Here is a 13,177-nt window from a genome sequence, read left to right as displayed (position 1 = left end):
CTACTACCATGTTACCTGTAAGTATCTTTCTGATTGCTGCCTCGATGCTGAGCGCAACGATGCTGCCCACCAAAAAAGAGGCCTTTGTTGTAATCACGGGCAACAGAGTGTCCGTAGCAGCAGGCACCTCGCTGGGCAACATCAACTGCGCCTACACCAGCAGCACCCAGAAAGATACTTTGGTACTTAACCGGCAGATTCCCCAGAGCGACAGGCTCAGACTGGCTATACCTGTCAAGGAGTTTAACTGCGGCAACGTGTTCCTGAACAAGGATTTTGCGAAAGCGCTGAATGCTAGCCAGCACCCTTACACTAAGATTGAAGTCGTTTGCCTGAAGCAAGATGGCAAAAGCTACACAGGCAATCTGAACCTGATCGTGTCAGGCCGCAACATTCCGCTCCGCGACGTGATCTTTACTGCCTACCCGGGCAAGGGCGTTACGAACCTGAAAGGCAACATCTGCCTGAACTTCTCCGAGTTGGGCCTAGCCACTCCCAAGAAAATGGGAGGCTTGTTTAAAGTGGAGGACGAGCTTCAGGTAACGGTGGAACTGCAGGTAGTAGAACAGGCCAGAGCTTTAAATGAAGCGATCGCCAGGTATAAGAAATAGTAGAACAAATGGCTGCAGCATTTTAAAAGATTGAATTAGTACTGCAGTAGCCTTAACAGAAAAGCCCCGGGAGCAATGTTCTCGGGGCTTATTTATTCCTGAAGAAGGAATCAGTGGAACTAAAAGCAATGTAGCCGACCAGGATAACTCAAAAATAAGCCCTCGCCAAGACAGTTCCGGTTAAGCAGAAAACATAGTCTGTTATGGAGGCATAATCTACTAATCTGGCGAGACTTTTACCTGTCATAATGACCTAATTTCGGCAAAAAAGGAATTTAAAGCCTGTCATAATTACAGAAAAATCTACCTTAAGCACCAGTGGTGTACCCTTTGCTAACAACCTCGTAGAACTTAAACCAAGGGGAAAACAGTACAGCGATATGAATTTTAATAACTATACCATCAAAGCCCAGGAGGCCATCCAAAAGGCCACTGAGATCGCGGGCGGCTTTCAGCAGCAGGCGATTGAAACCGGGCACATTTTAAAAGCGATACTGGAGACAGACGAGAACGTCACCAGTTTTCTACTGAAAAAACTAAACATCAACGGCAACATCCTGCACACCAAGCTGGACGAAACCGTGGCGGCTTACCCGAAGGTAAGTGGCGGCAGTCCATACCTGGCGAACGATGCAGCGGCAGCTTTGCAGAAAGCTACTTCCTACCTGAAAGAATTCGGAGACGAGTACGTAGCCATCGAGCACATGCTGCTAGGTATATTGGCGGGTCGCGACAAGGTAGCCGGCATTATGAAGGATGTGGGCTTCAATGAAAAAGACCTTAAAAAAGCTATCAAAGAACTGCGTGGTGACGCAAAGGTAACGGACCAGAACGCCGAAGCGAAGTATAACTCGCTCAAGCGCTATGCCCGCGACCTGAACGAGATGGCCCGCAACGGCAAGATCGATCCGGTGATCGGCCGCGACGAAGAGATTCGCCGCGTGCTGCAGATCCTGAGCCGTCGCACCAAAAACAACCCTGTGCTGCTGGGCGAGCCCGGTGTGGGTAAGACTGCCATTGTGGAAGGTTTGGCGCAGCGCATTGTAAGTGGCGACGTGCCGGAAAACCTGAAGAACAAGACGCTCATGAGCCTCGACATGGGTCTGCTCGTGGCAGGCGCTAAGTATAAGGGTGAGTTTGAGGAACGTCTGAAAGCCGTGATCAAGGAAGTGGTGGATGCCGAGGGAGAGATTGTACTCTTCATCGACGAGATCCATACCTTGATCGGTGCCGGTGCGGGGGGCGAGAGCGCCATGGACGCCGCCAACCTGCTCAAGCCAGCGCTGGCCCGTGGCGAGTTGCATGCCATCGGTGCGACTACGCTGAAAGAATACCAGAAGTATATCGAGAAGGACAAAGCTTTGGAGCGTCGTTTCCAGGCGGTGATGGTAGACGAGCCAAGCGTGCAGGACGCCATCTCGATCCTACGCGGTATCAAAGACAAGTACGAAGTGCACCATGGGGTGCGTATCAAAGACGATGCGATCATCGCGGCGGTGGAGCTTTCGAACCGTTACATCTCCGACCGCTTCCTACCCGACAAGGCCATTGACCTGATGGACGAGGCGGCGGCGAAACTACGCATCGAGATCGACTCGCTGCCCGTGGAACTTGACGAGATTCAGCGCCGCATCATGCAGCTCGAGATCGAGCGCGAGGCGATCCGCCGTGAGAATGATAAAGACAAAGAGGCGGTGCTCTCCAAAGAGATTGCGGATCTGAGCGGCAAGCGCGATGACCTGAAAGCCAAGTGGCAGAACGAAAAGCAGATCATCGAAGGCATCCAGAAAGAGAAAGAGAACATTGAGAACTACAAGCTGGAAGCCGAGCAGGCCGAACGCAGCGGTGACTATGGTCGTGTAGCTGAGCTGCGCTATGGAAAAATTCAGGAAGCGGAGGCCAAGTTGAAGGAACTGCAGGAGCAGGTACACCAAATGCAGGGCGAGAACCCGATGCTGAAAGAGGAAGTGAACTCCGAAGACATTGCTGAGGTAGTGGCCAAGTGGACCGGTATACCTGTCAGCAAGATGCTGCAGAGCGACCGCGAGAAGCTCCTGCACTTAGAGCAGGAACTGGGCCGCCGTGTGGCTGGACAAGAAGAGGCGATTGAGGCTATCTCTGATGCCGTGCGCCGAAGCCGGGCCGGTATGCAGGACCCGAAACGTCCGATTGGTTCGTTCATCTTCCTGGGTACGACCGGTGTGGGTAAAACCGAGCTGGCCAAGGCTCTGGCCGACTACCTCTTCAACGACGAGAACGCGATGGTGCGCATCGACATGAGTGAGTACCAGGAACGCCATGCCGTGAGCCGCATGATCGGTGCGCCTCCGGGCTACATTGGCTACGATGAAGGTGGTCAGCTGACCGAGGCTGTGCGACGCAAGCCGTACTCGGTAGTGCTGCTGGATGAGATCGAGAAAGCGCACCCGGATGTGTTCAACATCCTGCTGCAGGTACTCGACGATGGCCGTCTGACCGACAGCAAAGGTCGTGTGGTGAACTTCAAGAACACGATCATCATCATGACCTCCAACATCGGTTCGCACATCATCCAGTCAAACTTTGAAACGATGGACGAGTTCAACCACGACGAGGTGATCGAGCGTACCAAGGACGAAGTGTTCGAGCTGCTTAAAAAGTCGGTGAGGCCAGAGTTCCTTAACCGCATCGACGAGTTGGTGATGTTCCGTCCGCTGAGCCGCGGCGATATCCGCAAGATCGTGCAGATCCAGTTCGGCCACATCCAGGATCGTTTGGACGAAGCCGGTATACGCCTGATCGCGACCCACGAGGTGCTGGATTACCTGGGCGAGCAGGGCTACGATCCGCAGTTCGGTGCCCGTCCGCTGAAGCGTGTGCTGCAGCGCCAGGTGCTCAACGAGCTGTCCAAGGAAATATTGGCCGGCACGATAAATAAAGATTCTGTTGTGGAGGCGGTACTAGACCACGGAAAGATTCGTTTCAATAACGTGGACATCGAGCTACCCACAGAGTAATGAATTGATTGTGTATTGAAAGTAAAGTTTAGTTGGCAAAAGGCCTTCCCGCATGGGGAGGCCTTTTTGTTTTTTCCAAATTCTCAATCTTGATTCTCCTATATAGTAAAAGTATAGTTATATTGAACTGCACAACAATCCATACCTAATAATGAGCAGTAAAAGCACCTTGTCTCCTACTGAATTGAAGAACGTTGGCATCGGTCTGTTGGCGATGGGCATGCTAGCGATGATTATCGCGTATTATTTTGCCATGACACACGTATAACCTGGTTCACATACAAAACCCTATACCTATGGATAAATTCATGCAACTGGCGATTGACGAGGCGAAGAAAGGCCGTAGCGAAGGCGGTATACCGATCGGCTCGGTGCTCGTGAAAGATGGCAAAGTAATAGCAACCGGGCACAACAAACGGGTGCAGGAAAACAACCCGATCCTGCACGGCGAGATGGATTGCCTCAACAACGCCGGCCGCATCGGCTCATACCGCAACACCATGATTTACTCTACCCTGATGCCCTGCTACATGTGCGCCGGTACCATCGTGCAGTTCAAGATCCCGAAAGTGATCGTGGGCGAGTCAAAGACCTTCAGTGGAGCCCGCGAGTTTATGGAATCTCATGGTGTGGAAGTGGTGGACCTGAACCTGCCCGAATGCATCGAGATGATGGAAGACTTCATCCAAAAAAAGCCGGAACTGTGGGATGAGGACATCATGGAATTGTGACAAACATTTTCGTATAAGTCAGGTTGCCTTACCTATACCTAATATTTTTGCCATAACTGATAATTTATAACAAAAACCACTCTAAATACTTCCCTTTCTGAAGTACAAATTATGACCTATTTATTGGCTACAACTTAAAAAGTCATAAAAAAATAAGCCTTGTTCTAAAAAACAAACATTAATGTTAAAATTAATATTAGCTAGAATATAAATAAAATGTAAGTTTTCCAAGCAATATTAAAACATTCAATTCATTCAATACGTTAATTGTTTCTATCTAGGCTTTTTCATCGTCATAAAATAAGTACTAATGCTTCAACTCTTGAAAAAGGGGGTACGCTCTACCCTTCATGCTTTTACAGGTGAACCCAAACCACAAATTGGAGAATTTGCTAAACGTATAAAACATAGACACAGCACCTTCTGGAAATCCGCGGATGCAGAACTTATACGCAACAGCTATATCGATAAGAATGACTCTTTAGAGCAATTGCAGAGCGTGAAGTATTGGCAACGAAAATTGAGCAACAAGTATAATGCGCGCCTGTTTGCAGAAATGCATGGATGCCGAGTACCTGCACTCTATTGGAAGGGCCGAAATATAGATGATCTTGATTTCAAAAAGCTTCCGCAGCAGTACGTGATCAGACCCACGATAGGACACTCTTGCAACATGGTTTTTTTGATGAACAACACGTTTAACCTGATGAATAAGAACTTCTACTCCGTAGAAGAAATCAAAGAGCAACTGTATCAGGCATTATCAGAAAACCCCCATCAGGAGTTTCTTTTCGAGGAATTTGTCAAAAGTGAAAGTGGAGAGTATAAAATACCTAATGACTATAAAATCTCTCTTTTCAACGGTGAGTTGGCAGTCATTGATGTCATTAATCGCATGAGCCCTAAATCAGGTCTGTCGAGCTGTTATGATGAGCATTGGAATAGAGTAGACACACTTTCAGCGTACTACAACGAAGCTTCTACCCAGGAACCGCCTCTTTGTCTGGCAGAGATGATTGGATTCGCAAAAAAATTAAGCAAAGCCTATCAAATTTTTGTTAGAATTGACTTTTATGCAACTGACAAAGGAGCTGTGTTTGGGGAGTTTACCCCTACTCCTGGGAAGTGTGAGGGCTTCAGGTTAGATGCCGACAAGAAGCTTTTGAAATACTGGGACAGATATTGCCCGGGCATGATCTAGATACGGTTTATTGGTTCTACCTACTCCTCTCCCTTCAGCACATAGCGCATCGCCTTTTCTTTATCGGCAAGGTCAAAGTAGCGGACGCCGTGTTTCTTTACGGGGCTGATCAGTCCGGCTGCCCACTCCTACCACTTCTTCTCTCCCACCATCGCCACCCGGCCGTAGTCGAGCCCGTGGATGATGTCGAACAGGCCATTCTCGATCGCCGCCACTGGCTGTATCCAATCCACGTCCACCATTTCGTAATAGATGTGCGTTTCCTTGTGCTTGCCCATCAGGTCGCGCACCAGGTTGCGATACTGGTCGAAGTCAGGTATAGTGAGCTTGTCGCGCACCCGCACCGCCAGTACGTTACCGTGGGTTTCAGGTAATATTTCGAGCATTGTGTTACTTGTTGGTTCCTCCCGTACATACGCACGATCAAAGCAGGTATACCTAGCCCGGGTAAGTGTGCAGGAAAAAGAGCGTATACTTGAGCTTTTCGCTCCCAAATGCCTATTTTGCAGACTCAAGCGACCCGATCAACATGATGAAACCCTTACGCTATACCTTTGCCCTTCTTCTGACAGTCACCTTTCTGACGGCCCAGGCCAAAGTTGACACGCTGGTGATCCAGAGCCCTTCGATGCAGAAAACACTAAAGGCCGGTGTAGTGACGCCTGATGGGTACCAGAAGAAGAAGAACGGCCCTTACCCGGTGCTATACCTGTTGCATGGCTACAGCGGCAATTTCAGCAACTGGCTCAAGGTGCCGCCGCAGAAAGACCTCCTCCAGACTATGGCCGATAAGTACCAACTCATCATCGTGACGCCTGACGGGGGCTACGGCAGCTGGTACTACGACAGCCCTGTTGACCAAAACAGCCAATACGAAACGTTCATCACGCAAGAATTGCGGCAGGAAATCGAGCGCAGGTATAGGGCTATACCTGAACGCAGCGGCCGCTTTATCTCCGGCCTGAGCATGGGCGGGCACGGAGCACTATACCTGTCGGCTCGTCATCCGGAGCTATACCTGGCGGCCGGTAGCATGAGCGGTTCCCTCAATGTGTCGGGTATAGAGCGCCAGAACCTGCTGCCCAGCATAGAGGCCGTACTCGGACCAAAAGCGGAAAACGAGCAGGTATACCGGGCCAACTCCATCGTGCACATGGTGCCACAACTCAAGCAGAACGGCGTGCACCTGATCATCGATTGTGGGGTGGATGACTTCCTGATAGAGGACAACCGCGAACTGCACCGCCGCCTCGTTTACGAAAAGGTGCCGCATGAATACATCGAGCGCCCAGGCGCCCACAGTTGGGCCTACTGGGGCAATGCGCTGGAGTATCACCTGCTGTTCTTCCAGAAGGCAAGAGCAGCAGCTGAACAGCAGGCCCTTAACTAGGTATACCTACGCTGCCATCAGGTACCGGATTTGCCGGATCACCCGCTTTAGGCGCACCCGGGAGATGTCGTAAAACATGGCGATGAACAGGAGACCGGCCGGCACAAAAAAGATGCGGTGCCCCAGCATGGGGTAGAGATAACCACCTGCCACCGCTCCAGCCAGAAAGAAGAAGATGATGACCAGGCGGAGCGTGATCCGTTGCTGAAGCCCGTGCTTCTGCTCGGGTGTGGCGTGAGTAGCCGCGGCCAGTTCTATCCCCAGGTCGGTGAATATACCTGTCAGGTGGGTGGTGCGCACGACCGAACCGGAAACCATGGAAACCAGGCTGTTTTGCAGCCCCATGGCAAAGAGCAGGCTACCGGCAAACACTTCCTGCATCCTGGTGCTCCCGTCGTAGTGACTACCATAGACTGCATTTAAGATGAGTATCATAATCTCGGCCAGGATCGGAACGGTGTAGGCAAACACCTGGTTGCGCCCGATCCGGCCGATAATAATGCTTGTAGTGAATGCACCCAGCAGGAAGAGCAACATCCAAAGGCCGATGATGCGGACCAACCGGAAATCGCCCGCTGCCAGGCTTTCGGCAAAATAAGCTGCATGCCCTGTTACATTCGTGGTCAGCACGGCAAAGGCGAGCAGGCCGGCTATGTTCACAAAGCCTGCTATCAGGCAAAGCAGTGCTGCCAGCTTGATGTTATGCCTGAAATTGCGCCGTCGTCCGATGTGCCGTAACATGGGTATAGGCAAGTTACTAAAATTCCGGCACCATCTGCAGACAGACGGACTTCGCAACTGCCCCTTCATGCCCGGCCGGCGCTACACGGCCCCTTGTTTTGCCTACCTCAAAAGCCACGATGTTGGGCCGGGGACTGTTACTCCACATTATACTTATCGACGAAGTCCCGCCTTACTTTATCACCTTTACGCACGAAAGGACGGATGATGAGGCGTGTGCCATTTTCGTAGGTAAAGAAACGGTATATCCAGTTGCTCAGCACCACCAGTTTGTTTCGGAAGCCTACCAAGGCCATGACGTGCACGAACAGCCAGGTCACCCAGGCAAAGAAGCCTCCGAGGTGGATATTGCCAGGTAAATCTGCTACCGCCCTGTTGCGGCCAATGATCGCCAGCGAACCTTTGTCATTATACTCGAATTCTTCCATCTTCTCGCCCCGGATCAGGCGACTCAGGTTCTTGGCCAGCAGCTTGCCCTGCTGTATGGCCGGCTGCGCCACGCCCGGGTGTCCCTTCGGCCACTTCTCTGTTTTCATAGCGGCAATGTCTCCAATCGCGAAGATGCTATCGAAGCCCAGCACCTGGTTATAGCGGTTCACGAGGATACGCCCACGCTCCACTGCCTCTGCTGGCAAGCCGTCGATGAGGGCTCCCTGCACACCGGCTGCCCAAACCAGGGTTTGCGCCTGTATCTGCTCCCCTCCTTTTATGGTAGCCACATAGCCGTCGTAGTTTTCCACCAGCGTGTTCAGCTTCACAATGATCCCCATGTCATCCTGCAGGTACTTCAAGGTCTTCTCACTCGCCTCGGGAGACATAGGCGGAAGCACCCGGTCCATACCTTCTATCAGGTAAATGTTCATCCGGCTAAAGTCCACACCCGGGTAGTCGGTGGGCAGGATGTGTTTGCGCATTTCGGCCAGAGCGCCGGCAGTTTCCACACCCGTAGGCCCACCGCCCACAATCACGAAGTTGAGCAGGCTCTGCTGCAACTCCGGGTCGGCGGTCATGCTGGCCTGTTCAAAGCACTGGAACAAGTGGCTGCGCAGGTTGAGCGCCTGCGGTATCTGTTTCAGCGGGAAGGCGTTTTTCTTCACCTCCTCGTTCCCGAAGTAGTTGGTTTTGGTACCGGTGGCAATCACCAGGTAGTCGTAAGCCAGGTCGCCTACCAGCGTGTGCACCGTTTTGGCGATGGGGTTGACGCTATTAACCTTCACAAGACGGAAGTGAAAATCCTCGTAGTTGTCGCTGCCGAACATCTTGCGAAGCGGCTCGGCAATGGAGTCGGGCTCCAGGCCGGCCGTGGCCACCTGGTAAAGGAGCGGCCAGAAACCGTGGTAGTTCTGGCGGTCCAGCATCACCACCTGAAAATCTTTGTCTTTCAGTCGCTTGGCCAGGTTGATCCCTCCAAAACCGCCGCCGATGATCACGACGCGGGGTTTGGTGGTTTCAGGTATATTGAGTGATAATTTATCTACATCCAGCATAAGGTGTTTTTTATCTGTTGAAAACATACATGGCCAGAGACAATGCTGGGCCATTCTGTATACGTTTCTTTCTATATTTGAGACTAACGCAAGCTGTTGATGTTGGTTACTTTCAGTGCAATTCGCAGGCCTTGAATGCCATAAAAAAAGCCCGGCTCAGGTATAGCTATACCTGAGCCGGGCTCCTGCAAAATCCTTAAGTGGTTACTTCTTGCTCTTGAACTCTCCGTTTCGGAGCATATCGAGCAGTTTGATGATGGCAAAGGGACTGACCGTCGGGATCATATTCCGCTGCTCCTGCCGCTGCACGTTCTGCATGTTCCAGTTCCTGAAGTTAGCACCACCGTCCATGGGCACAGTGCTGAAAAGTTCTTCGAGTCGTTTGGGGTCGAGGTTGCGCATGGCGATGGCCAGACCGTCGTCTGGTAACTTCACGGCTAGCACGGCCTCTTTGAAATCGCGCTCTGTAGGCCACGGAAACACCGTTACCTCGGGCAACTGCGTAGGGTCCTCCTGCATCTGCATGATGATGGAGTAGCTCTGGCTCTGGTAGTTCTGCGGTACTTTCAGGTACTGCTTCTTATACCCAAGCGCGCTGAACACCACGCTGTCGCCGGTCAGCACAGGCACCGAGAAGAAGCCATACTCGTTCGACTGCGTGCCGCGGCTGGTTTTGGGAACATACACCGTCACGCCTGCCACACCGTAGAGACTGTCTCCCACGGTCACAAAGCCGGTTAGCTGCACCACCCGTTTGTGTCCCTGCGCAGCCGCCTCGTTAGGCGCCCCGATCATCAGGAAAGCAAAAAAGGCCAGTGGTAACAGCAGGCCGATGGCACGTTTATTCTTAAGTAGTAGTCTTTTTAATTCGGGTATCATGTAGTACAATAATACTTCATATAATTTTATTATAGCATCTTTTGGCTAATTTTGTTCAGATACGCTTTCAAATATGAGGCTCAAACACTTCAGTCTTTCCTTCGGCGAGCAGGTTTTAAAGGCGCTGGCAGACGACTCGCGGCTGCGCATGCTGCACCTGATCCTGCGCAACAAGGAGATGTGCACCTCTGACCTCGAGCATGTGCTGGACTTCACCCAGACCAAGACCTCGCGCCACCTGGCCTACCTCCGCAATGCCGGGTTGGTAACGCCCCGCAAGCTCGACCAGTGGGTGTACTACTCATTAAAGGAAGAAGCCTCCGATTTCGTTCAACAGATTTTCACATACCTGGAGCGCGACGCCCTCCTGCAGAAAGACCAGGAAACCTACCGCATCCTGTACTCCAACCGCGAACTGGCCGTCAACCGCATGCAGAGCCGCCGCTGGACCGAAAGCTAGCCCCTGTAAGACAGGTTTTTAGTTCATTGGTTTAAACTGCGACATAGAACTTTTAGTATACTCCAGCCTGCTGTCTCCGCCTATATTTTTTAAACATACCGCCCGCCAGGTCGTTTCTATAAAGCTGACACCCATTTATGAAACCATACAAACACATATTTTTTGACCTCGACCACACCCTGTGGGACTTTGAGAAGAACTCCGAGGAAACGCTCTATACCTTGTACCACGAGTTTGGCCTGGCCGAATACGAGCAGCTCTTCGACCGTGACTCTTTTTACAGGAAGTACAAATTCGTGAACCACCTGCTTTGGGACCTTTACAACAAAGGCAAGATCGACCAGAAGGAACTGCGTGAGGCCCGTTTTGTTAAAACCCTGACCGGGCTCGGGCTGGAGCCGCACCAGGTGCCGGCCGGTATATCCGAAGCCTATACCGATCTGTGCCCGCAGAAGACGGCCGTGTTCCCTTATACCTTCGAGGTGCTCGACTACCTCAAGCCAAAGTATGGCCTCCACATCATCACCAACGGGTTCAAGGATGTGCAGTACATCAAAATGAACGGCTCCAAGCTGACCGATTACTTCAAGGAGATTGTGACCTCGGAGTGCTGCGGGTATAAGAAGCCCGATAAGCGCATTTTTGAGCATGCCCTGGACCGCATACAGGTGCGCCCTGCGGATTGCCTAATGATCGGCGATAACCTGGAGTGCGACATTTACGGCGCGCGTGAGGCAGGTCTGGATCAGGTTTTCTTTAACCCCGAGAAGACCAAAAACAAACTCTCGCCCAAACCTACTTACCACATCCACTGCCTGAGTGAGCTGCAGGCTATGTTATAGTAAGGCTATACCTGTTTCAGGCCGGAAAATAAAATAATTCGCCTTACCTTTGTATAGAAGACTGCCTTGGGTGGTCTGTCGAATGTCTTATTCTGAATCTGTAAAATATCAAAAAGATGGCAACCGGATTTTTTAGAGTACCCACACCAGTAAACGAACCTGTAAAATCGTACGCACCGGGCTCTCCGGAGCGCGAGGAACTGCAGCGCACTTATAAAGAACTTAAGTCGAAAGAAATCGATGTGCCGATGTACATTGGAGGCGACAAGGTATATACCGACAGCAAGAAGCCAATGCTTCAGCCGCACGACCATAAGCATATCCTGGGTTATTTCAGCGAAGGCGATGCGTCACACGTGGAACAGGCCATCAACGCAGCGCTTGCCGCACGCGAAGAGTGGGCTGCCATGGGCTGGGAGCACCGCCTGAGCATTTTCCTGAAAGCCGCAGAGCTATTGGCCGGACCTTGGAGAGCGCGCCTGAACGCAGCTACAATGCTGGGCCAGTCGAAGAACGCTTTCCAAGCTGAGATCGACGCTGCCTGCGAGCTGATCGACTTCCTGCGCTTCAACGTGCAGTACGCCACTGAGATTTATCACATGCAGCCGGAGTCGTCGCCGGGCGTATGGAACCGCATGGAGCACCGTCCGCTGGAAGGCTTTGTGTTCGCCCTGACGCCATTCAACTTCACAGCCATTGCCGGCAACCTGCCGTCTTGCGTGGCCATGATGGGCAACGTAGTGGTTTGGAAGCCTGCCAATACGCAGATCTATGCCGCCCAGATGATCATGGAGCTGTTCCGTGAGGCGGGTCTGCCAGACGGCGTGATCAACCTGGTGTATGTAGACGGCCCGACGGCTGGCGAGGTGATCTTCAACCACGCAGATTTCGCAGGCATCCACTTCACAGGCAGCACCGGTGTGTTCCAGAACATCTGGAAAACCATTGGTCAGAACATCCACAAATACAAAACCTACCCACGCATTGTTGGCGAAACAGGCGGTAAGGACTTTATCGTGGCGCACAGCTCGGCCGATGCCAAGCAGGTAGCGACCGGTATCGTACGCGGTGCTTTCGAGTACCAGGGTCAGAAATGCTCTGCTGCTTCGCGCGCCTACATCCCGAGCAACCTGTGGGAAGATGTGAAAAATTACGTGGTAGAAGACCTGAAGACCTTCAAAATGGGTCCGCCAGAGGATTTCTCGAACTTCATCAACGCAGTGATCGACGAGAAGTCGTTTGACAAGATTGCCAAGTACATCGACAATGCCAAGGAGAGCAACGAGGTGGAGATCATCGCAGGTGGTAACTACGATAAGTCGAAAGGCTTTTTCGTGGAGCCAACCGTTCTTTTGTCTCACAACCCGCAGTACATTACCATGTGCGAGGAGATCTTCGGTCCGGTAATCACGATCTACGTGTACGACGAGAACAACTTCGAAGAGACACTGGAGCTGGTGAACTCCACGTCGCCATACGCTTTGACAGGCGCCATCTTCGGCCGTGACCGCTACGCAGTAGAGTACGCCACGAAGAAACTGGACCAGGCGGCCGGTAACTTCTACATCAACGACAAGCCAACCGGTGCCGTGGTAGGCCAGCAGCCATTTGGTGGCGCCCGCGCTTCGGGTACCAACGACAAGGCTGGCTCTATGCTGAACCTGCTCCGTTGGGTGTCTGCCCGCTCTATCAAAGAGACATTTGTGACGCCAACAGACTATCGTTACCCGTTCCTGGGTGAGAATAAATAAGGTATAGCTATACCTGAAAAACAGAAGCACCACGCTCGAAAGGGCGTGGTGCTTCTGTTTTTTTTTGGGTTTAGGTATAGATGTATAT

General features: G+C 51.8%; 13 protein-coding genes. 8 read left to right on the top strand and 5 right to left on the bottom strand.

All coding sequences use genetic code 11. The annotated features are described in order from the left end of the window. Positions 1-8 precede the first annotated feature (8 nt). From B0B12_RS17400 to B0B12_RS17385, 4 genes are all read left to right on the top strand, one after another. Positions 9-611, top strand: a complete 603-nt coding sequence (locus tag B0B12_RS17400) for a hypothetical protein (protein ID WP_076671536.1) — start codon at positions 9-11, stop codon at positions 609-611. A 380-nt stretch (positions 612-991) separates the two neighbouring features. Beyond that, on the top strand, positions 992-3,607 hold the full coding sequence (clpB, locus tag B0B12_RS17395; protein ID WP_076671533.1) for an ATP-dependent chaperone ClpB: 2,616 nt from the start codon (positions 992-994) through the stop codon (positions 3,605-3,607). 296 nt (positions 3,608-3,903) lie between these two features. Continuing rightward, entirely contained in the window at positions 3,904-4,338 is a 435-nt protein-coding gene (locus tag B0B12_RS17390) for a nucleoside deaminase (RefSeq protein ID WP_076671530.1), read from the top strand. A 310-nt stretch (positions 4,339-4,648) separates the two neighbouring features. Continuing rightward, positions 4,649-5,539 (top strand): ATP-grasp fold amidoligase family protein, encoded by an 891-nt coding sequence (locus B0B12_RS17385; protein WP_076671528.1) that lies wholly within the window; start codon positions 4,649-4,651, stop codon positions 5,537-5,539. 128 nt (positions 5,540-5,667) lie between these two features. On the opposite strand, the gene B0B12_RS17380 is transcribed toward B0B12_RS17385, so the two are convergent. After that, a complete protein-coding gene (locus B0B12_RS17380) occupies positions 5,668-5,925 on the bottom strand; it encodes a SpoIIAA family protein (protein WP_244554756.1) in 258 nt (85 codons plus the stop codon). A 146-nt stretch (positions 5,926-6,071) separates the two neighbouring features. On the opposite strand from B0B12_RS17380, the gene B0B12_RS17375 reads away from it, so the two are divergent. Then, a complete protein-coding gene (locus B0B12_RS17375; protein ID WP_076672118.1) occupies positions 6,072-6,929 on the top strand; it encodes an alpha/beta hydrolase in 858 nt (285 codons plus the stop codon). Positions 6,930-6,935: 6 nt separating this feature from the next. Here B0B12_RS17375 and B0B12_RS17370 read toward each other — a convergent pair whose 3' ends face one another. From B0B12_RS17370 to B0B12_RS17360, 4 genes are all read right to left on the bottom strand, one after another. Then, positions 6,936-7,670: a YoaK family protein gene (locus B0B12_RS17370; protein WP_076671525.1), complete on the bottom strand. Its 735-nt coding sequence runs from the start codon at positions 7,668-7,670 to the stop codon at positions 6,936-6,938. A gap of 16 nt (positions 7,671-7,686) precedes the next feature. After that, positions 7,687-7,818 carry a hypothetical protein gene (locus B0B12_RS20715; protein WP_280173757.1) on the bottom strand — a complete coding sequence of 44 codons (132 nt, stop codon included), beginning with the start codon at positions 7,816-7,818 and terminating at the stop codon, positions 7,687-7,689. Beyond that, positions 7,808-9,157, bottom strand: coding sequence for an NAD(P)/FAD-dependent oxidoreductase (locus B0B12_RS17365; protein ID WP_076672116.1), 1,350 nt, complete (start codon positions 9,155-9,157; stop codon positions 7,808-7,810). Before B0B12_RS17365 ends, B0B12_RS20715 begins: the two co-directional genes overlap by 11 nt. A gap of 204 nt (positions 9,158-9,361) precedes the next feature. Next, a complete protein-coding gene (locus B0B12_RS17360; protein ID WP_083704282.1) occupies positions 9,362-10,036 on the bottom strand; it encodes a carboxypeptidase-like regulatory domain-containing protein in 675 nt (224 codons plus the stop codon). Positions 10,037-10,109: 73 nt separating this feature from the next. On the opposite strand from B0B12_RS17360, the gene B0B12_RS17355 reads away from it, so the two are divergent. From B0B12_RS17355 to pruA, 3 genes are all read left to right on the top strand, one after another. Then, positions 10,110-10,496, top strand: coding sequence for an ArsR/SmtB family transcription factor (locus tag B0B12_RS17355; protein ID WP_076671519.1), 387 nt, complete (start codon positions 10,110-10,112; stop codon positions 10,494-10,496). Between the two features lie 137 nt (positions 10,497-10,633). Then, a complete protein-coding gene (locus tag B0B12_RS17350; protein WP_076671516.1) occupies positions 10,634-11,338 on the top strand; it encodes a YjjG family noncanonical pyrimidine nucleotidase in 705 nt (234 codons plus the stop codon). 116 nt (positions 11,339-11,454) lie between these two features. After that, the gene (gene pruA, locus B0B12_RS17345; protein WP_076671513.1) at positions 11,455-13,089 is read left to right on the top strand and encodes an L-glutamate gamma-semialdehyde dehydrogenase; all 1,635 of its coding nucleotides are present in this window, start codon (positions 11,455-11,457) and stop codon (positions 13,087-13,089) included. Positions 13,090-13,177: the final 88 nt, after the last annotated feature.

The sequence above is a fragment of the Pontibacter indicus genome (assembly GCF_900156345.1).
Classification (GTDB): domain Bacteria; phylum Bacteroidota; class Bacteroidia; order Cytophagales; family Hymenobacteraceae; genus Pontibacter; species Pontibacter indicus.
The sequence above is the reverse complement of the archived record's forward strand: the minus strand, read 5'-3'. Positions and strand labels throughout refer to the sequence as shown.